Genomic DNA, 18,630 nt, shown 5'->3' on the forward strand with positions numbered 1-18,630 from the left:
AAATGCTGGTAGTAACCATCGCCCCCCCTAAAACAACCATTAAAGCACCTACCAGTTTCTTACCTAATGATGAAGTGCCTGTGGCTTGCTCTGCCATATGAAATAAACGCTCTGTTGCACGTGAGTTACTGCCGTCATGATGTAATTGCATCAAGGTATTGGCCAAACAAGTATAAAAATGATAGTCAATGGACTCATTTCTACGCAGTTTGTCACAGATCTCAATATCAATAGCTTCAGCACTTTGTCGAATACTCTGTTGTAAATAGCTCGCTTGTGGTAACGAATTATCCAATAGTCGATTCATCATTTGCTGACATCGTGCAACTTCATCGCTATTTAATTCAGACTCAGTAATTGTAAAAATACGACGCCGCTCTTTTTGTGCAGCCCGAAACCAAGCCATAGCATTAAATGAAATGCCTAAGTCGTCTAAAATATCTTCTAGTGGATGTATATGCGTGGTATCAATGACCTCTGCCAGAGTGAGGAGAAAAACATCATCTTTATTTTCTTGTTGCACTCGGGAATACATATCCGCTAAAAAGCCACATAAGCGTAAATAATTTTGTTGCTGAATTTTTAAATCATATACGTCCGCAATTAAGAAATCTAAGCCATTATGAATGGCATGCAAACAGCTGCGAACAGCCAATGACTGGTTGCTCATATGCTTATCTTCATAAGCATTTACTGCAGCGAGTAATTTCTCACGCAAATCCATCACTAAGACACGTGGAGTAGAACATAATACATGTAAAAACACATTTGCTGATTCAATCTGTTGCTGTATCCATTCATTCTGCGAGAGTAATTTATTCAGCTCTTGAGTCTGGTGACTGATGTTATTCTGATAAGGGAGCATATCGTTAACACGCTCTTTTCTTTGCTGCTCCAAAGAAACTAATTGGCGTTGTAACTCAATAACTCGATAATTGACGTTATGGTCGCCATGTCGAGGCGGATGATAGTTGGGATTGAGATAAACAGATACATCAAGAGATGCACCGGTATTCAAATTTAATGCGGCAAGAGTTTCATTGATTGTCTGCTCTATTCGTTGCAACTCATCTTCTAAGGGAGTTAAAACGAGCTGATATCGGTGAATATGATTGGCATAATTATGAATTAGCGCTTGATTATTTTTTAATGTAATATTCCAAGATTGTAACTCAGATGGCGTGTAACGAACAACGTCAATAGCAGGCATAAGAACCCTCACGGTTTAATTATGTAGGCAGCACGAATCTTACAGCATGTAAATATTTAAATCAACCAATGTGTTTTATATTTACGCAAAACATTTGCTTTAGAAACAATCCGCCTCCCCAAAAGCATAAAAATAGCATTTGCACTACCTTGGGTATAAAATACGAAGCATTAAAAGGGCCTGCCGAAAACTAGAGGAAATCACTACATGGCTGCAGCAAAAAAAATTCTGGGAACTTATTTTTTTCCTTTTATTTTAATTTCATCTATTCTGCTGGGAGGATTGACTGGCTATTACTTTGGTCCCATCACCCCCTATTTGAAACCTTTTGGTGAAATTTTTCTGAACCTGATTTTCACCGCCATTGTGCCTTTGATTTTTTTCAGTGTGACTTCAGCCATCGCGCGCCTCGGTTCAATGGGCAAACTAGGTAAAATCATTTTTAATATGGCTGTAGTTTTTCTTTTTACCAGTTTAATCGCTGCTATTTATGCGCTGTTTGTCGTTAAAATGTTCCCACCGGCACAAGGCATTACCTTGCCACTTTCAATTCCGACTCAACCCAATATCGCAAGTTTTAGTAGCCAAATTGCAGGCATCTTTACGGTAAAAGATTTTAGCCTCTTGCTGTCACACCAACATATATTGGCTTTAATCGTATTTTCTCTTTTAGTCGGCATTTCCACCTCGAGTCTAAGTGAAAAAGGACAGGTGTTTATTGACTTTTTGCAGGCTGGAGAAGAGGTTTTCATGCGGGTTTTTACCTTAATCATGTATTACGCGCCCATAGGTTTTTTTGCCTACTTTGCCCTGTTAATCAATGAACTAGGTCCGCAGCTAATGGAAAATTATCTGCGCATTGCCGGGCTTTATTATTTTTATACATTCTTATACTTTGTCCTTGCTTTTACTGTCTATGCCTATATTGCAGGAAAAATGCCGGGCGTTAAATTATTTTGGAGTGCGATTTTCCTGCCCTCGGTAACCTCGGTTGCCACCTGCAGCAGCGCAGCAAGCATTCCAGCCAATTTAATGGCCACGAAAAAAATGCGTATTCCTCCCGAAATATATGAAACAGTGATTCCCTTAGGCACGATTATCCATAAAGAAGGTTCCGTTATTGGCGGCATTTTTAAAATTGCATTCTTATTTGGCATTTTTCATTGGGATTTTTCTGGAGCAAGCGTATTACTTACAGCGATAGGTGTTTCTTTATTAGTGGGCACCGTAATGGGGGCCATTCCCAGCGGTGGAATGTTAGGTGAATTGCTCATATTAAGTGTCTATGGTTTTCCCCCTTCGGTTTTAATTGCGATTGCGGCCATCAGCATCATTATTGATCCTTTAGCCACCATGCTTAATGTTACGTGTAATACGGTAGGTAGCATGATGGTGGCACGATTCGTGGATGGTAAAGATTGGTATAAATTAAACATCAACGTGTTGCCCGTATTAGACGAAATCGTAATACGGGATGATTAAGGTACAAATTCCCATATTACTCGATTGTTAACACCAGAGCCATTGCATTAAGCACCGCAGCAATACGTAAAGCCGATTGTATCGCTGCCTTAGCAATCCCAGCGTCTTCAAGCTGCGCGACATGAGAATGAATACACATCCCACAACCATTTAAAACAGACACGGCTAGAGCAAACAACTCAAAATCCGCTTTAGGAACTCCGGGGTTTGCCATCGCATTCATGCGTAAATTAGCCGGCAGCAATGACAACTCTTTATTTCCCGCCAAATGGATGGCACGATAGTACACATTATTCATGGCCATGAGTGTTGCTGCTATTTTTGCTGCTTGTTGTAATTCGGATGTAATATGTGCCTCTCCCTCCGCTAAAATAGCCTCGAGTATTTGTTTATTTTTGAGACTATAGGCAATAGCCAGGACGGCCCCGTAAAATTGACTTTCTGTTAAGCCAGTTTGCGCTATATTGCCAAAGAGGTTACTGACGTTAAGACGTATGTCTTTAGCATAATCAGGAATACTTTGTTTTAATTGTTCGATAGACATAATGACCTCTCTACATTGGTAATGTTCACAGGCTATACATTTCATCATTGCTCACGGTATTGGATTCAATGACCGTTGCTACGTCGTTACAAAGTTTCCCCACCCACCGAACGATTACAAGGACAGAGTTCATCGGTTTGTAATGCATCCAATATACGTAATATCTCTTGTGGATTACGGCCAACATTTAAGGAATTAACACTAACATGCTGGATGACATTATTAGGATCAATAATAAAGGTAGCTCTTAGCGCACAACCACTTTCCGCATCTCGAACACCCAACCCATCCGTTAATTTTCCATTCACGTCAGCAAAGCTGTACTGATCTAAGGCATGTAAATCTTTGTGCTCTCTACGCCATGCCAATTTTACAAACTCATTATCAGTACTTCCTCCTAATACAACGGCATCACGATCATTAAACTCACCATTTAATCGCGCAAACTCCACGATTTCTGTTGGGCATACAAAAGTAAAATCTTTAGGATAGAAATAAAGTACTTTCCATTTACCAGCAAAACTTTGCTCCGTAATTACTTCAAAAGCACTGACCCCATTTTCTTCATGGTTATTGAAACCAGGTTTTACTGCAACTACAGAAAACTCAGATATTTTTTGGCCAACAGTTAACATAATCATCTCCTCATTACTGGTTACAATTTCAGTATAGTAATAGTATATAATTATTTAAAATGAATAAAACAGATGCGTTCAATCGGAAAAAGCGATGAGAAAATTAACCAATCTAAAACAGTTACACTATTTGGTAAGCCTTTATGAGCATCAACATTTTGGCCGAGCCGCGGCAGCTTGCTTTGTTAGTCAATCCACGTTAAGTGCTGCGATTACTAATCTTGAGGAAACACTTGAAGTACAGCTTTTGGAACGCGATCACAAAACCTTTTTCTTTACCCCGCTTGGTGAAGAGATTGTAAAACGCAGTCGAGCACTGCTTGAGCAAAGCGATGCCCTGATAGATTATGTAATGACCCAAGGAAAGATGATGGAAGGCAACTTTTATCTGGGCATTATTCCTACCATTGCCCCGTTTATATTAAATAGCCTGCAAAATCTATGTCAGGAGCATTATCCAGACTTAACTTTATTTATTAGAGAAGATACAACTGAAAATGCCTTAAAACTGTTAAGCGAAGGAAAGCTGGATATGGTGATTCTTGCCCTACCTTACCCTACCCCAGATCTACATACACGTATCGTAGGTAAAGATTATTTCCAATTAGTTTTACCTAAAACCTGGCAACACCAAAACTTTAACCTAAAAATCAGTAAGTTACCTGAAAACAGCATTTTTCTTCTGGAAAAAGAACATTGCCTGACAGGGCATGCTCTGCAAGCCTGTGAATTGAAAAACAGTAAACAGATTAATCATTTCTTTGCCACCAGCTTGCATACCTTAATTCAAATGGTCAATCATCAGCCCGGAATTACATTTTTACCGACATTAGCGATTAATAGCGGGATTCTTGAAGGGACGGAGCTAATTGCCCGACCCTTAACAAATAAACAGGCTTATAGAGAAATTGGCATTGCTTGGCGAACAACCTCTTATAAAACAATGATGTATGATAAATTGGCCCTGCTCATTCAGCAGGTAATTACGGATACCCTTGAGCGCAATTTTGTATTATAGTTTTCTTCTATTTTGCAAAAAGAGTGGCAAAGATGCGTCAAATTACTGTATTAATTTTTATGTTAATCGCGTATTTAGCTCATGCTAATAGCACTCAACGTATTCCCATGCTGGCGAATAACAAGATTCAGGTTCAGTTGCTTTTAGAAACTTCAAGGCGGCTCCAACTTTGCTTTCGTGAAAAAGATTTCATTGCTCGGCTTGGTGGTGATGAATTTACTGCCATTGTCCCCCATGCTCCCAATAAGCAAACACCACAAGTGATTGCAGAACGTATCATCGAAGAGTTTCAACCCATTGTGATTCTTGAAAATGGTGAACCTTATTCTTACTCCATTAGCATCGGCTCAGCCATCTATCCGGATAATGCGACAACAGCAACGGAGCTGGTCGTTAAAGCAGATTTGGCGATGTATGATGCCAAGAAGGTTTATGGTTGCTCTTATAGTAGCCTTGATGGCCTAGAAAGTAATCAGAGTTTATTGCAGAGTAATTGTTAAATGAAGGACGTTCGGGATGGATGATAGGCTGGCCTAATGCAAGGCCCTGCTTTGGAAGTTAAGCAAATTTCGTTTGCTGGGCCTCAGCCCAGCAAACTATATTATTATGCGTTTGCTTCCAAACGTGCTTTTAATAAGAACAGAATAGTTTTCTTTTTCTCTTTAGACATTGAGTCTGATTGAATCAAATGTAAACAGTAATCAGTAAAGGCATTCAATCGCTCTTGGCTTGATTGTACTGCATCATCAGCCATTTGTGTGTTGTAACCATTCTCTAACTCAGTTGCAACCGCGATTGCTGCGTTATCATCAGGCTCTTGAGTATTATCGAAACCTTCTTGCTTCGTTACTGTAGCAATTTTATCTAAAAGCATACTCAACTGCTGTTTGCTGACATCAGTTGCAGGAGCTGGTTGGCTGCTCTTGATACCCCGTCTTACTAGATTATCGTGCTCACGTCGTTGTTCTTGTTCCCAATATTCTCTATCGCCTTGGAAAGCAATAACCGTCATTAATACTCGTGGATCAATACCTTTGTGATCAAATACTTCTCGGTCAGTTACGTGGAAAGTCCAATCATTTTTTAATCTAAAGAATGAACGAGACATATAAGCCATTTCTTTACTGGTTACTGGATCATAAATAGTAAATGTTGTTCCCCAGAAGTTCATTGATGCTTTAGCAAGTCTGGTATAGCCATCACGATCATAAATATCAAAGGTAGGGAAGAAAGAAAACAGACGCTCGTCTGCTGCACCTAAATAATTTTCGAAATCATCATAAACATCAAAATGTGCATTAAATGAAAAGAACGTCGAGCGTGCATAAGCAATTTTGTTATCAAACGGATCATAAAAATCATACGTTAACAAAAAGCTAAAAAATCGTCTATATAAGGTACCTAATTTTTGGGTTTGAGTTTCAATATCATAACTTGTAGTCATGCTAAGCCAATGCTCTTTCACATAAAACTCATCCGGAACACGACTGGCAACGCCTTCTGAAAAAGCACTAAAAGAACTAAATAAAATTAACACGGCTGCGAGAATTTTTTTCATAATGACCTCATCCTTTATTATTAGATGAGGCGCATTATATGTGACTATTCTTAAGGCAATATTAAGTTAATTTGGCAGGCAAACTCTTAACATCGGGATTTTTAGAATAGGCATCAAGAATGTCATTAATTAATTGTTCTACAATACTTTCTTTCATGTCTTCTTCGATTAGACCTATCTTTTCCTTCATTCCCGCTAAACGAGTTTCAATCTCTTTAGCGACAGAGCCATTGGGGAATAATGCTGCGAGCAAGCGTCGTGCCTCAGCAGGTCCAAGATGTCGATATAAGTGGTTTCTCACTGACGCATCCTCAGCGGTAGTACTAAACGCCCACAATTCAACTGGCCCTAAAGTAAGGGTGAGTAATTGCACGTTTACCCCATTCTTAGTAGCAAATTGAGCGAGGAAAGTGGCACCTCCAAGTCGTGGACCATGTACCCGATTACGTAACGCAGCCTTCGCTGTTTCAGAAAGTCCGAAGATAGACGTGGTTTTTTCAATCGCTTGAGAAGGTCCAGCGTCCATAATATAAATTGCAGTCGCAAAATCAATCATTACCGGATCAAAGTCATCCACAGACTGAGAGAGTAAAGCAATTTGAACTTTCCATTTACGTCCTTCACGCATATCGATGATTACTTGTTCACGCACAGCAGCTGATTTCGAGGTACGGTGGAATTCGTCATAAACAATACGCTTATGATCTTCACGTATCTCACGCACCCGTTCCTTATGATATTCCTTGTATTGTTCGGGAATATTATTCAAACTTTCTTCAGTTAGATAATAATGTCGCGCCAAAACATAACGCGCCAACATATACATTACCGCTGTTTGTCGGTCTGCAGCATCCCCTCCACTCTTGGCTACCTCGTCAAGGTCTAGAGAAACAACGCGCGCATCCCCAATGTCGAAACTGGTCACCCGGGATAAAATAGGGTATTCACGCACCGCAGCAGAAATCATTCGCGAAAACGCATTAATTAATGACTCTCCCGTAGGCGCGGTAATTCGTTCATACAAGTCTTCAATCGAAGGAGTACGACAAATAGAGGCCGCATCCGCAAGTAAAGGCATAGCATAACGTTGAGCCAGCATAGCCTCATGCTCAAATCCTGCAGAATATAGTGAATCAGTCACTTCCCACCAGGTTGATTTTGAGTCACGAACAAAACCAATCTCTTCCAAAATACTATCCAGAAATACTTCGACTCCTGGAGCATAAGGAGTTGGGTTATATTCATCGGCCATACTCTTAAATAATTCATCGACAACCATACCAGCCAGATCAGGCATACCATCATAGGGTTTCTCTGCGCCTAAGGGTGTTGTCAATAAAGTAATAAAGTTCACCAGGAATGCACGCTCTAAAGCGGTTGGGTAACGACAGCCTAATTGAGTATCAAAGGGATTAATTGAGTAATCTGGTGTCATTCTTAAACGGTGATAAGCCACTAAGTGGCGTTTTGAAGCCGGTAATGCTTCTTGTAAAAGCGAAATCAATCCACTACTTGAGGGTCCTATATCAATAATAGCAATGCGTGGCAGGCGTAATAGACCACCAGATAAGCACAGCGCTAAATTGATCGCATTAGAAAGTACGGATTTACCCGAACCAGGACGCGCATAAACGAGATCAATCCATGTAGTTTGTTCAGTAGAACCGGGTTGGAATGGCCAAGGCTTTCCATCAGGGGATCTAAATAGTAATGCCCCTTTATTCCAAGGTGATGCAGGGCGAGTAATAGGTAGCATAGAAACTACAGCACTTAACGGAGCGACTGTAGGTACTGCGGTACTATTCAGGGTTCCCGCTAACATGCTGGATACAAAACCACCAAAGGGATCACCACAAATTTCAGATACATCCGTAGAACCCCAGCCCTGAACTGCTTTAACTAACTCAGAACTGCGTTGACGTAATAAAGGCACTCGCCCTTCAGGTGCCCAAGTTGTGGCCACCACACGTAAACGAACAATTGACTCATCTGTATTAAGTTGTAAATACTTAAGCAAGTTTACCGAGTCACTAATTAAACGGTTTTGTGCCGAACTGAAACTTAAAATTCCAGCCAAAAGACCTTTTAATTTAATTGTAGCCAGTCCTTCACTTTCAATTAAAAATGAAATTTTCCAAGGAATATGTGAAGGTAAAATACGTCCAAACAAATACACAAAGGGCCTTACATCCTTTGGAAATAAATCGATGTAAGTGGATGAGTAAATCTTATCGCCTACTTGAACAGTGCGTAAATCTAAAACCTGAGCATCACGTGGAAGTACCTGCTTTGCCAATGAGGGCCATAATAGATCAGAGGCATCACCGTCAAAATTATTAAATTCACGGACTGGGATCATATCTCCGGGCAAGGTAGCACGCCAATCATCAGCGGTATAATCCGGATCAGCAGTCATGCGAATTGCATGTACTGCGTCATGAACCTCTAATAATTTTCCTGCAACATGCAAGGAGTCCAAATCATTCATGATGGCGCGAACATAGGCATCATGTGTATCGCGTAATTCAGGAACTGCCGCATAAATTGTCTGGCTGCTTTTAAATGGAGGTGCTTTAGTGTCTTTTAGCATCTTCATTTTCGCTTTATTAGCCGCTTTTAATTGTTCCGTTGTTAAGTTGAAGGGTCTGGTGATTAATACAAAAAATAAACGTTCTTCAGCACAATATTGTGCCATGTAGTCAGTCCGTTCATCAAAAAGGTCCCCTAAATCTAAACCAAGGCGTTTTGCTGTTGCAGTTGCCGGATCATAAATATCACGAATTAGCTTTCTGATATTTTGCTTATCATGGCTAAAGTAAACTTGTAAACCATGGCCTGGTCGCCCCATAGCCGCCTGAAACGCATTTGTTAAGCCAGCAACCAACTGATCAAATTCTTCAGGCCCTGCAAGTGCAGAAATCCCTTCAACTTTAATGATTGATAATAAAGAACCATCATGATTTACCAGAACGGTTGGACTATCCGCCGTTTCTAAATCAATGTATGACTCTGTTGTTTGCTTAAGTGAAGTACTTAGCCAGGCAAAGAAGGTGTCAACCCCCTCAAAAAAAGATTCTGACCAATGCGCCATTTTTATTATCCCCATTTAGTGTAGCTTAGGGTTTATTTCCATTTCTACACTAGTGGAAAAAATGGAAACAACCACTAGGTCAACGATCCCTTATACAGTAATTTCTTCTAAGGCACTCGCAGCCCATTTTTCAATCTGTTTACGAAATTTTGCTCGAGAAGGCAATAACAGTATGTTTTTAAAAAGTTGCGACCTTCTTTCTTCATCATTGACCCCTGCGTCAATCATTAATTGACCAAAAATAGCAGGATCACTTGTACCCTCACCAAATTTTTCTTCTACCTGCTGTGAACGAAATTTAAATCCGCGATAGATGTTCTGCGCACTGGATTTATATCCAGTATCGTTAGTTATAGCGCAGAAAAGCACGTGACATAGGCTATTTAATTCTGTCTGGGTCAGCTCAGGAAGATAGATCAGTGTTCCCCCACCATATCCACCAACACCAACAGATTCAATAAAAAAGCACTGTGCGCAAAAGCAACAAGCAGTTACCAAGTTAGGTAGTTTGTTGTTAGAATAATTATTATCAAGATTTACTACTTCTTGAAAGAGGCGAGCTTGAAAACCACAAAATTGACACGTATAGCGATCTCGTTGCAAAACTTTTTGCTCATATGACTTAAATCGCTCGTCGACTTTTCTGGCTGAATATAAACGCCATGAACCTGGCGTAGCCATTAACTTCAACTGTTTTTTTTCTTGATTCACTGCCATATTTTCAGCTCACGTTACCTAATACACGCTTATTATTAACTGATATTTTCATTATTATGGCCCATTGGCCCATCTGAAATCGAACTACTTTACATAAATAAAGCGGGTAACTTAAATTTACCCGCTTTTGTTACAACTCAATTATTACGAACCAGTATAAACAGTACCAGTAGGACCTGCTGTTTTACCGCCTGAAGAACCGAACATGGTAGCTCCAGTTACCCCTAAAATTGAAGGGAGGAACAGTAATGCGGCAGCAATAAATACTAACGCGATAGGTGTACCAATTGGAATTTGAGTTGGATTATCTTTGTGCTGTTTGAACTTCATAATGGCACCGATAGAGAAACCCAAGCCAGCCAAATAAGAACCTGCTGTAATTAATTTAGTCAAGTTCGTAAATGACCCTGTAATTGATGACGCCATAGCACCGATAGTCATATTTCCACCAGCAACTGCATCCTGACAAACCAAGGCTAATAAGCTTAGACAAACAATACTGCTCAACCAAGACTTGAAGCCTGCTTTACTAATGATTTTACTTTTCACTATTGTCTCCTAAATTTAAAAGTAAAAATACCCACCAACATACTATCACGTGCCGTATATTGTATTATTAATCATATTGATAGTCCCTACAATATTGATTGCCAAAATTCCCCCAAAAACATGGACTAAACCCTTTCCTGTTCCGCCTGGAGGCTGCCCTTGTGACGCTGAACGCGCGATCAACACCCACCCTCTTACAAAAGCAACCAGCCCAATAACCTGAATGATAATCGTCAGTGGCCTTCCGACCACACTCCCATTACCAAACAAAAAATCTAATGTCTGATTACTACTGCTCACTGGGGCGTATTGAAGAACATTTTGATAACCAAAAGTACTCTGCATTAATGTTGCAAAAGCGGTCGGGAAATAAATAAATATTGCCCCTACCATCAAATAGACTACAGGCTCTTTAACACTTGTGTGACTGGACATCATCGTCCGCGCCTCACCATATACTTTTAGGCTGTAAATTGCTTTAAATAAAAAAGCACAACCTATTAGATACGCGCCGCCCGTGATTAAGCGTTGCACAGGCACCAATGAATTTGCAATATTGGTTAGTATGTTTGCCTGACTCGCAACCCAGCACGCAACCGTCCCGCCTGTACATGTTGAATCAGCCATATATAATTACCTCAACTATCGTCTTGACTAAACCTGATTGTCCGTCCAGAACTCGTTAAGACTCGACCGTCCATAGAGTCAATAAGCTTAACGACTCCATATCCCGCAATCTTTGTCCCTTCTCTTACTGTAAGTGTAGAACCATTTGTACCAATTAGCCAAGCCCGACCAGGAATTACTGCATTAATATAATAAATGTTTGCATGACCATAACGCTGAGGAGGAAGTACTCTGCGAACTACCTTAGGCTTTGTACGTTCCATTAATACGGCAATTACTTCTGACTGCTTATTTAACTGATTGGTCAAATCCGTAATTGTCTGGTTGAGTTGGGTAATTTGCGCACTTAAGTTGTTAACATTATTATTTACATTTCCAACCTGCTCGTTCATTGAAGAAACCTGTGATTGAACATTTTGTTGGTTTGTCACAATAGATTCAACTTGTTGTTTCAGCGCAGCATCCTGTGCCACCGGAAGTGTGGGCTGCTGAACTGGCTGAGGAGCAAGCTGCTGAGTCGGTTGTGGTTGAAGTTGTGGCATTGGCTGTATTTGCTGCTGTGGAGCAATTGCAGCAACTGGGGCAGGCGGAAGAGCAGCCCCCTTCTCGGTTGTACTTTTCCCGGAGAAAATGCCACCAACAACTTTATATCCCACCATAGCAGCAATGACAACGCCTACAGCAATTAATGCGTTACGTCGCACATCCTTATTAGGCCCCTTTGGAGATTTCCCCGGTGGCTGTGGTGAAGAGCTTGAACCAGCATTGTCCGTTGACTCGTTGTCATAAGACTCATACTCGTCGAATTTATATTCATCATTTTGATCGTTTTCTGCCATCGTCTTCTACCGTCAAATTAAAGTGATCTTACGTCTTGTGTAAACAACACGCCTAAAGGACTACCAGCATAGACCTCAACAGTCGTTGGTCTATTAAATAATTGCTGTGCTTGTTGTCCCCAGGTTTTACCTACTGTTGCCAATCCAATGACCGCATTTTGCAATGTTGAGCGCCCAACACCATTGGCAACGGTTACGTTGTTGCCACCTCCAGTACCACCAATAGTTATCGTGGTATTAGCTGACTGGAACGCATTACCAAATCCTTCAAGGAACGAAGAAGCGAACAGAGAACCATAACGTAACAAGTAATGATGGTCTGTTCTGCTTGATAGAGCCGTTCTTGCAGTGTTTGGATCAATCGCAAACGCAGAAATCGATATGGTTTTCGGAGCGCCAGGAACAGACATGGTGTTAAAAGTAATAACCATTTTGCTCGCTTTTGAAGGCAAATTGAAGCTACCAATTAATTTGGTTCCCTTTAATTTCCCTGCAACAATCGTTGCAAGAATAGGGCCAGGCTCATCACTATTAACGGAAGTATCCATCACCGCGAACAAGACATCACCGGTTTTAATTATTGCTGCTTGATCTTGTGAGCCACCCATAACTCCTTGGGTTCCAGGTTTACCTCCTGCACCATTATTGGCAGCACTCGCAATTGAATCCTTATCTTCATTGCCCGCAACATAAGTTTGGCCGCTAACATTCTTCCAATCCACGAGTAACTGATTTGCTGCAGACAGCATATCTGCGCTTCGCTGTTGGATTTTTTGTTGATACTTTTGTTCTGCCATTTGTTGGGTCTGGCGGTTTAAAATAGCTTGCAATTGCTGGTTTGATGCGGCAGCCCCTTGGTTGGCTACGCCTCCCTGGCCTATGCTTGGTACCCCACTAAGACTAAATACGCCTTGTTGCACATTAGGGTTACCTAAGCCTACTAGCTGCATTTCGGCTGGAGTAAATCCTGCCGCATTTAAATCAGCTGCAGCAAATCCTGCATCTTTTAAATTTTTAGCGCTATAGCCTGCAGCTTTAAGCTCAGACGCTCCAAATCCTGCTTCCTTAAGTTGGGCTGCAGTAAAACCTGCGGCTTTAAGCTCAGCAGCACTATACCCTGCATCTTTAAGATCTTTAGCACTAAAACCGGCATCCTTAAGTTGCGCTGCAGTAAAGCCTGCATCGCGTAGATCTTTGGCACTAAATCCCGCATCTTTGAGTTCTTTAGCACTAAAACCGGCATCCTTAAGATCCTTGGCACTAAACCCTGCCGCTTTAAGCTGTGCCGCAGTAAAGCCTGCATCTTTAAGCTCTTTAGCACTAAAGCCTGCATCTTTAAGTTCCTTAGCGCTAAACCCTGCCGCTTTAAGCTGTGCCGCAGTAAAGCCTGCATTTTTTAATTCTGCTGCAGTAAAGCCCGCATCTTTTAACTCTTTCGCGGTATATCCAGCATCCTTCAATGCCTTCGCAGAACAGCCCAAGGTTTTCTTAATCGTTGCCGCACTAATCCCGGCAGCTCGGGCTCTCTTTAATGAATCAACGCTACAATCAGATACTCGTCCGGCAGCTAATATTTCCGCTGGAGATAAACCCGCATTTTCTAAATCGCCGGTTGTATAACCCACAGCCTGCAACTGAGCAGGAGTATAGCCTGCATCAAGTAATGACTTGGCATCATAACCAGCATTTTTTAACGCGTCGGCACTACAGCCATTTAAATCTTTAATACGTTTAGCACTAACACCCGCAGTAAATAATTTTTTCAATGCGGTTGGATCGCAGCCTACCGCTTTGATTTGCGCATCCGTTAACGGAGTAGCCGCACTAATATCTTGGGGGGTAAATCCAGCATTAGCCAACTCAGCATCAGTAAAGCCTGCGGCTTTTAATGCCTGTGCGCTACAACCCGCATATTGTTTTATTAATGTGGCGCTAACACCTGCTGCCCTCTCTTTTTTTAGAGCATCCGGATCGCATCCAGCCTTTTTGACATCATCGGCACTAATTCCTGGAGGTAATTCTGCTTCAGCTTCTTTAATCTGTGCAGCGGTATATCCTGCCTTCGCTAACTCCTCCGGAGAAAATCCAGCATTTAATAAATCTCTAGCACTATAGCCCGCAGCCCTTAATTGCTCCGGAGTAAATCCCGCCTTTCGCAGATCAGCAGCGCTAAAGCCTGCCTCTCTTAATTCTTTAGCAGTATATCCTGCCGCTTTTAAAGCCTCGGCACTACAACCACTAATACGTCGAATCGCAGAGGCGCTTACCCCTTGTTTACGTAGTTTTATTAAGTTATCAACATTACATCCTGCTTTGAGTACATCAGCAGCAGAAATACCCTGCGGCAAACCACTAGCCCGATTGATTTCATCATCAGTAAAACCAGCACCTTTTAATTCACCATCAGAAAAACCTGCATCTTTCATTTCTTGGGCGGTAAAACCTGCGCTGCGTAATTCACAGGCACTAAAACCGCAATCTCTCAATCGGCTTGCAGTATATCCAACATCTCTTAGTTGTCTTGCATTAAAGCCAGCAGCTTTCAAATCTTTACAGGCACAAACCTGATTTAGATCTTGTAACTTATAACCATTATCTTTTAATTGAGCACAGCTACATGCTGATTTAATATCGGACAATTGCGCGCCCTGACTTAAGACTTGAGCGAGCACCGACTTTGAACAACCATTGTTTTGTAAGTTTTGAATCCATAAAGAGCGTTGTGCTCCTTCTTCATTTTCGCGAGCCAAAGTAGCAAAGCCAACGCCGCTTTGGCCATTCTGGGAACCAATTACCCCGACTCCCTGACCTAAAGCTTGGGTACGAATAATAGTAGGGATGGCACTTCCCCCTGTCTGTTCTGCCTGTTTTGCTTGAGTAACATTTTGTTCCTCTTGCAAGCGAGCATATTGGGCGGTGGGATCAAGTACCCCAGGAATCGATTGAATACTTCCAGGAGCATTACTTAGAGTTGCTTCTGCACTTGGCCCAGTATTAATGGCTCTCAACTTAACGTAGCCTATTACTACGGCAAGTACTAGCAGTACTCCGGTAAAAATGATAATGACCCGTGAACGAGTATTAGAAAAAAGCGATTTAAGATTTTCTTTTCTGCCTGCCATTTATAACCCTTCTACCTTGAGCTGCATGACTTTTCCATGCCAGGACACTAATAATACCGGAGACTTTTGCATTTCATAAGCATGCGTACCATCTGCGCTGGTCATACTTGCAAGCCAGCCCGGTGACAATATAGTAAGATTTGTACGAATAAACATTCTATCGTTGGATAACCAAGCCCGCGCATCACCGCCTATAATCCCTAAACGTTTACTTCCAGGAGGAGGAACCCCATCGAGGACATGTAAAAGCAACTCACTAGCAGAAGGAGGTAACCCCGCTTCCATAGGTCTGTTTTTAGCATTTGGTCCATAACCTTGAACCCGTAAATCAACACGATAATCTACTGCTTTTTGACCAGGAATGAGGGTTAGCATTACCGGAGTATTTAATCCCTGCAAACGTACCGCCAGATTACCGTAATTGTATAATTTCAATGCCTGAATCATTAGGGTATTACTTGTTTTATCCCATTGAATATTAAACGCAGAAGGGTCACCCAAGTCATAAGCAGAAATTGGCCAAGGAGAACCGGTAGAATCTAAAAATACTAGTGAAGAAACAAATCCCTGTGCCAAACGAATAACCGGAGGAGTAGACCCCGGTGACAAGTTAACAAATTGTGATGTCGCTGTAGGTTTAGGCGGAGTTCCAGGAGTGGATGCTTTCGCATATTCTACGGTTTGTTGCATTTGTCTTAAATGGACAATTTGTTCTGGAGTTAAAGGATACAAACCACGGCTCATATCTTTAAAGGCTTTATTATCGATTACCTCTTCGTCCGATTGACTAACTACTTGCTCATTAGGATTTTGAGTTTGCGGTTGAGTTGGTTCGGGCTTTTGTGGAGAAGCATGATATAAAGAGTCAGATAAGGGAATAGGTATATTATTGCCACCACCTTGATTCTGGCCCTGAACAACTTGGCCTTGATTCCCGCCTTGTCCAGGATTGTTTGATAAACGCTGTTGTAACATACGTAACTGTTGCAATGCTTGTTGGGCACTATCTTGCTGTTGAGGAGGAGCAGCAGCAAAGGAGGCACTAGCCCCCCAGTGAGCAATACTACATACAACACAAAACTTAAAAAACTGATTCACCTTTTTCATTGAGAAACTCCACCACTGGCAGGTCCAACAACAAACTGTGATATACCAATTCCTCTAGGAGAATTCAAAGTCGAGACTCGGGTGATTAACATAGTCACCACATTATTTTGTTGTGTAAATTCGCTGGCACTCTGATAAGTTACTAGAATTGGCATTTGTACGCGCCATGAGTAACTGCCATTTAAAACCCCTTTCTGCAAAATAATTGGCGCTCTAGTTGCTACCGCAGAGACAATCAATTTTTTAGCCTTAACCGCATCGAGGTTATTCGATTGTTGCAACGCATTAAGGAATTGATCCCAACCTTCTGCAGTGAAGAAGCCAGATGACGCTTGTAACTCATCTCGGTAGTTCACAAAGTTATAAGTAAATGCAGCAATAGCAGCCTGGTTTGCCCATTGCAATACCGCAGAGTCAGATTGGTTCGGCTCATTTAATGGGAATAAAGGCGTAATACGACCATTAATGCTGGTAGCAAAATATCTCGGAGCAGGAGGATGTGTCAGCATATAAACCAACATAGAAGCCAACACAAGGTTAACTAACAATGCAACGAGCAACGCAAGCATTACTTTTCGTTGGCTATCCTTATAAAATTTATTTCTTAATGTAACGACTGTTAAGGCATCTTCAGCCATAATATCCTCTATTTTTATTGTGCTTATTGCGGTATCAGTTTTTCTTCCTCATCAGTGGGCGGATCCGGAGGTAACAACGCCTGTGATGATATATTCGCAGCTAACATAGGGGCCAGCTTTATTGGAGGAGTTACCCCACTGGTAGCATAAAAATCTCGCTCGGGTTCGGTTAGATAGACATAAAACATTAACAAACCCAAAATACAACTCAATCCTAAAGAAACAATTAGGGACATTAAACCCCGTCGGAAAACATTAACATTAAATCGTTTGTTCTCTTTGATTAAGGCCCAGCCTTCACGATTCATCTTTACTCCTAACCCGCAGCTCGCCTAAAGGTAATTTCTATTCGCGCATTAGCGGAATAATCACCACCAAGTGGATACGCAATAATTGGTTTATCACTACCTAAACCTTGGGTAAAGATAAAACGGCTATCAATACCTTGAGACCATAAATATTCACCAACCACACGCGTGCGCGCCAAAGTAAGCGCGTGTTCTCTGGCTGGAGATCCATATTTACTACTGTATCCGGTTATGAAAACTGAAATCTTGCGAAACTGCTTTAAAAATATTGCCACATCATTTAGCAGCCTATAAGAGCGCCATTTAATATTGGGAGTTTGTGGATGAAATAAATAAGTCGCAGGAATGCTAACCATGTAGTCTTGACCAATGCTAACTACTTTCACCCCATGCTTATTAAATTTTTTCATGTAGTTGATGATTGTAGTATCACAAGCACCGGTATCTTTACATGGACCTTTGGGTAATTCAGGAGGTAAAGCCCAATAGTCTCTACCACACGAAGCTATCATAATACATAAGGCAATCGCTCCTACAGCCCTAATTAGCCAGACTATATATTTAGTAAGTACTGCTCTCACTGTTGATCCCTCATATTACAAAATAAAAACCACTTCGGATGGCTGTAATTGACAAAAAGTCGATTAACCCAAGGTTAAGATAAATTTACAAATCATTACGTTACAATGAATTCAAATAAATTGCTATTTTTTTAAATATTTATTTATGCCTTAACATTTTTTTTATTAATTTCCGTCCATTTATGCATCATATATGTAAAAATATTTATCAAATTCTCTTTTTAATGTTAATGCTTTGTTTCTTCTCGCTAATGAATCCATGATGAAAAAAATAGTAACCAATATGCCCAAGGGAATCATCGCACTCTACTTTATGCAAGCACTTGCCACCTTTTCCTACGCTACTCTTTATTCATCTCTTGCCCTGTTTCTTACCAAACAATTACAGGTCGAACATAAGCTATCAAATAGTATAGTGGGCCTCTTTCTTGCCCTTAATTATGTATTGCAATTGATTGGCGGTCTGTTAGGTGGTCTAGGTGGTCGATTTTTAAGTAATCGTGCTTTAGTTCTGAGGATGAACGAAGAAATTCTGCTTTGATTCTTAGTTATGCGATGATTGGCCGTATTGCTCCCTTACATTTGCAAGGACTGAGGTGGACGT

18 protein-coding genes are annotated in these 18,630 nt (G+C 41.1%); 4 read left to right on the forward strand and 14 right to left on the reverse strand.

Annotated elements, in window-relative coordinates; genetic code table 11:
• A partial coding sequence (locus ACQY7T_RS13820; RefSeq protein WP_428414110.1) for a hypothetical protein occupies positions 1 to 1,210 on the reverse strand: 1,210 nt, incomplete at its 3' end.
• Between the two features lie 207 nt (positions 1,211 to 1,417).
• Here ACQY7T_RS13820 and ACQY7T_RS13825 point away from each other — a divergent pair.
• On the forward strand, positions 1,418 to 2,692 hold the full coding sequence (locus tag ACQY7T_RS13825; RefSeq protein WP_428414112.1) for a dicarboxylate/amino acid:cation symporter: 1,275 nt from the start codon (positions 1,418 to 1,420) through the stop codon (positions 2,690 to 2,692).
• A gap of 16 nt (positions 2,693 to 2,708) precedes the next feature.
• On the opposite strand, the gene ACQY7T_RS13830 is transcribed toward ACQY7T_RS13825, so the two are convergent.
• Together ACQY7T_RS13830 and ACQY7T_RS13835 are read right to left on the reverse strand one after the other, a co-directional pair.
• A complete protein-coding gene (locus tag ACQY7T_RS13830) occupies positions 2,709 to 3,236 on the reverse strand; it encodes a carboxymuconolactone decarboxylase family protein (RefSeq protein WP_428414113.1) in 528 nt (175 codons plus the stop codon).
• An 86-nt stretch (positions 3,237 to 3,322) separates the two neighbouring features.
• Positions 3,323 to 3,871, reverse strand: coding sequence for a peroxiredoxin (locus ACQY7T_RS13835; RefSeq protein ID WP_428414115.1), 549 nt, complete (start codon positions 3,869 to 3,871; stop codon positions 3,323 to 3,325).
• 94 nt (positions 3,872 to 3,965) lie between these two features.
• On the opposite strand from ACQY7T_RS13835, the gene ACQY7T_RS13840 reads away from it, so the two are divergent.
• Entirely contained in the window at positions 3,966 to 4,889 is a 924-nt protein-coding gene (locus tag ACQY7T_RS13840) for a LysR substrate-binding domain-containing protein (protein WP_428414116.1), read from the forward strand.
• A gap of 32 nt (positions 4,890 to 4,921) precedes the next feature.
• Complete coding sequence (locus ACQY7T_RS13845; RefSeq protein ID WP_428414117.1) at positions 4,922 to 5,389, forward strand: diguanylate cyclase domain-containing protein; 468 nt, start codon at positions 4,922 to 4,924, stop codon at positions 5,387 to 5,389.
• 104 nt (positions 5,390 to 5,493) lie between these two features.
• On the opposite strand, the gene ACQY7T_RS13850 is transcribed toward ACQY7T_RS13845, so the two are convergent.
• The 11 genes from ACQY7T_RS13850 to icmN all read right to left on the reverse strand — a co-directional run bounded on the left by ACQY7T_RS13850 (position 5,494) and on the right by icmN (position 17,957).
• On the reverse strand, positions 5,494 to 6,447 hold the full coding sequence (locus tag ACQY7T_RS13850; RefSeq protein WP_428414118.1) for a hypothetical protein: 954 nt from the start codon (positions 6,445 to 6,447) through the stop codon (positions 5,494 to 5,496).
• A gap of 61 nt (positions 6,448 to 6,508) precedes the next feature.
• On the reverse strand, positions 6,509 to 9,538 hold the full coding sequence (locus ACQY7T_RS13855; RefSeq protein ID WP_428414119.1) for a type IV secretion protein IcmB: 3,030 nt from the start codon (positions 9,536 to 9,538) through the stop codon (positions 6,509 to 6,511).
• Positions 9,539 to 9,628: 90 nt separating this feature from the next.
• Positions 9,629 to 10,255 (reverse strand): type IVB secretion system protein IcmJDotN, encoded by a 627-nt coding sequence (gene icmJ / locus ACQY7T_RS13860; protein WP_428414120.1) that lies wholly within the window; start codon positions 10,253 to 10,255, stop codon positions 9,629 to 9,631.
• A 144-nt stretch (positions 10,256 to 10,399) separates the two neighbouring features.
• Positions 10,400 to 10,804 carry a type IV secretion protein IcmD gene (locus ACQY7T_RS13865; protein ID WP_252580597.1) on the reverse strand — a complete coding sequence of 135 codons (405 nt, stop codon included), beginning with the start codon at positions 10,802 to 10,804 and terminating at the stop codon, positions 10,400 to 10,402.
• Positions 10,805 to 10,849: 45 nt separating this feature from the next.
• The gene (locus tag ACQY7T_RS13870; RefSeq protein ID WP_428414121.1) at positions 10,850 to 11,431 is read right to left on the reverse strand and encodes a type IV secretion protein IcmC; all 582 of its coding nucleotides are present in this window, start codon (positions 11,429 to 11,431) and stop codon (positions 10,850 to 10,852) included.
• A gap of 11 nt (positions 11,432 to 11,442) precedes the next feature.
• Positions 11,443 to 12,270, reverse strand: a complete 828-nt coding sequence (gene icmG / locus ACQY7T_RS13875) for a type IVB secretion system protein IcmG/DotF (protein WP_428414122.1) — start codon at positions 12,268 to 12,270, stop codon at positions 11,443 to 11,445.
• Between the two features lie 17 nt (positions 12,271 to 12,287).
• Complete coding sequence (gene dotG / locus ACQY7T_RS13880) at positions 12,288 to 15,392, reverse strand: type IVB secretion system protein DotG/IcmE (protein ID WP_428414123.1); 3,105 nt, start codon at positions 15,390 to 15,392, stop codon at positions 12,288 to 12,290.
• Positions 15,393 to 16,499 carry a DotH/IcmK family type IV secretion protein gene (locus ACQY7T_RS13885; RefSeq protein ID WP_428414124.1) on the reverse strand — a complete coding sequence of 369 codons (1,107 nt, stop codon included), beginning with the start codon at positions 16,497 to 16,499 and terminating at the stop codon, positions 15,393 to 15,395.
• On the reverse strand, positions 16,496 to 17,137 hold the full coding sequence (locus tag ACQY7T_RS13890; RefSeq protein WP_133136894.1) for a type IVB secretion system apparatus protein IcmL/DotI: 642 nt from the start codon (positions 17,135 to 17,137) through the stop codon (positions 16,496 to 16,498). Before ACQY7T_RS13890 ends, ACQY7T_RS13885 begins: the two co-directional genes overlap by 4 nt.
• A gap of 23 nt (positions 17,138 to 17,160) precedes the next feature.
• Positions 17,161 to 17,445 (reverse strand): type IVB secretion system protein IcmM/DotJ, encoded by a 285-nt coding sequence (gene icmM / locus ACQY7T_RS13895; protein WP_428414125.1) that lies wholly within the window; start codon positions 17,443 to 17,445, stop codon positions 17,161 to 17,163.
• 8 nt (positions 17,446 to 17,453) lie between these two features.
• The gene (icmN, locus tag ACQY7T_RS13900; protein WP_428414142.1) at positions 17,454 to 17,957 is read right to left on the reverse strand and encodes a type IVB secretion system protein IcmN/DotK; all 504 of its coding nucleotides are present in this window, start codon (positions 17,955 to 17,957) and stop codon (positions 17,454 to 17,456) included.
• A gap of 328 nt (positions 17,958 to 18,285) precedes the next feature.
• Between icmN and ACQY7T_RS13905 the strand changes: the two genes are divergently transcribed.
• Positions 18,286 to 18,567 (forward strand): hypothetical protein, encoded by a 282-nt coding sequence (locus ACQY7T_RS13905; protein WP_428414126.1) that lies wholly within the window; start codon positions 18,286 to 18,288, stop codon positions 18,565 to 18,567.
• Positions 18,568 to 18,630 lie beyond the last annotated feature (63 nt).

The organism is Legionella sp. (assembly GCF_965140895.1).
GTDB lineage: Bacteria > Pseudomonadota > Gammaproteobacteria > Legionellales > Legionellaceae > Legionella.

Excerpts from the sequence above, each read along its gene's own strand:
- ACQY7T_RS13825 (WP_428414112.1), top strand. The coding sequence starts at position 1,418 with ATGGCTGCAGCAAAAAAAATTCTGGGAACTTATTTTTTTCCTTTTATT.
- ACQY7T_RS13830 (WP_428414113.1), bottom strand. The coding sequence starts at position 3,236 with ATGTCTATCGAACAATTAAAACAAAGTATTCCTGATTATGCTAAAGAC.
- ACQY7T_RS13835 (WP_428414115.1), bottom strand. The coding sequence starts at position 3,871 with ATGTTAACTGTTGGCCAAAAAATATCTGAGTTTTCTGTAGTTGCAGTA.
- ACQY7T_RS13840 (WP_428414116.1), top strand. The coding sequence starts at position 3,966 with ATGAGAAAATTAACCAATCTAAAACAGTTACACTATTTGGTAAGCCTT.
- ACQY7T_RS13845 (WP_428414117.1), top strand. The coding sequence starts at position 4,922 with ATGCGTCAAATTACTGTATTAATTTTTATGTTAATCGCGTATTTAGCT.
- ACQY7T_RS13850 (WP_428414118.1), bottom strand. The coding sequence starts at position 6,447 with ATGAAAAAAATTCTCGCAGCCGTGTTAATTTTATTTAGTTCTTTTAGT.
- ACQY7T_RS13855 (WP_428414119.1), bottom strand. The coding sequence starts at position 9,538 with ATGGCGCATTGGTCAGAATCTTTTTTTGAGGGGGTTGACACCTTCTTT.
- icmJ (WP_428414120.1), bottom strand. The coding sequence starts at position 10,255 with ATGGCAGTGAATCAAGAAAAAAAACAGTTGAAGTTAATGGCTACGCCA.
- ACQY7T_RS13870 (WP_428414121.1), bottom strand. The coding sequence starts at position 11,431 with ATGGCTGATTCAACATGTACAGGCGGGACGGTTGCGTGCTGGGTTGCG.
- icmG (WP_428414122.1), bottom strand. The coding sequence starts at position 12,270 with ATGGCAGAAAACGATCAAAATGATGAATATAAATTCGACGAGTATGAG.
- dotG (WP_428414123.1), bottom strand. The coding sequence starts at position 15,392 with ATGGCAGGCAGAAAAGAAAATCTTAAATCGCTTTTTTCTAATACTCGT.
- ACQY7T_RS13885 (WP_428414124.1), bottom strand. The coding sequence starts at position 16,499 with ATGAAAAAGGTGAATCAGTTTTTTAAGTTTTGTGTTGTATGTAGTATT.
- ACQY7T_RS13890 (WP_133136894.1), bottom strand. The coding sequence starts at position 17,137 with ATGGCTGAAGATGCCTTAACAGTCGTTACATTAAGAAATAAATTTTAT.
- icmM (WP_428414125.1), bottom strand. The coding sequence starts at position 17,445 with ATGAATCGTGAAGGCTGGGCCTTAATCAAAGAGAACAAACGATTTAAT.
- icmN (WP_428414142.1), bottom strand. The coding sequence starts at position 17,957 with ATGATAGCTTCGTGTGGTAGAGACTATTGGGCTTTACCTCCTGAATTA.
- ACQY7T_RS13905 (WP_428414126.1), top strand. The coding sequence starts at position 18,286 with ATGATGAAAAAAATAGTAACCAATATGCCCAAGGGAATCATCGCACTC.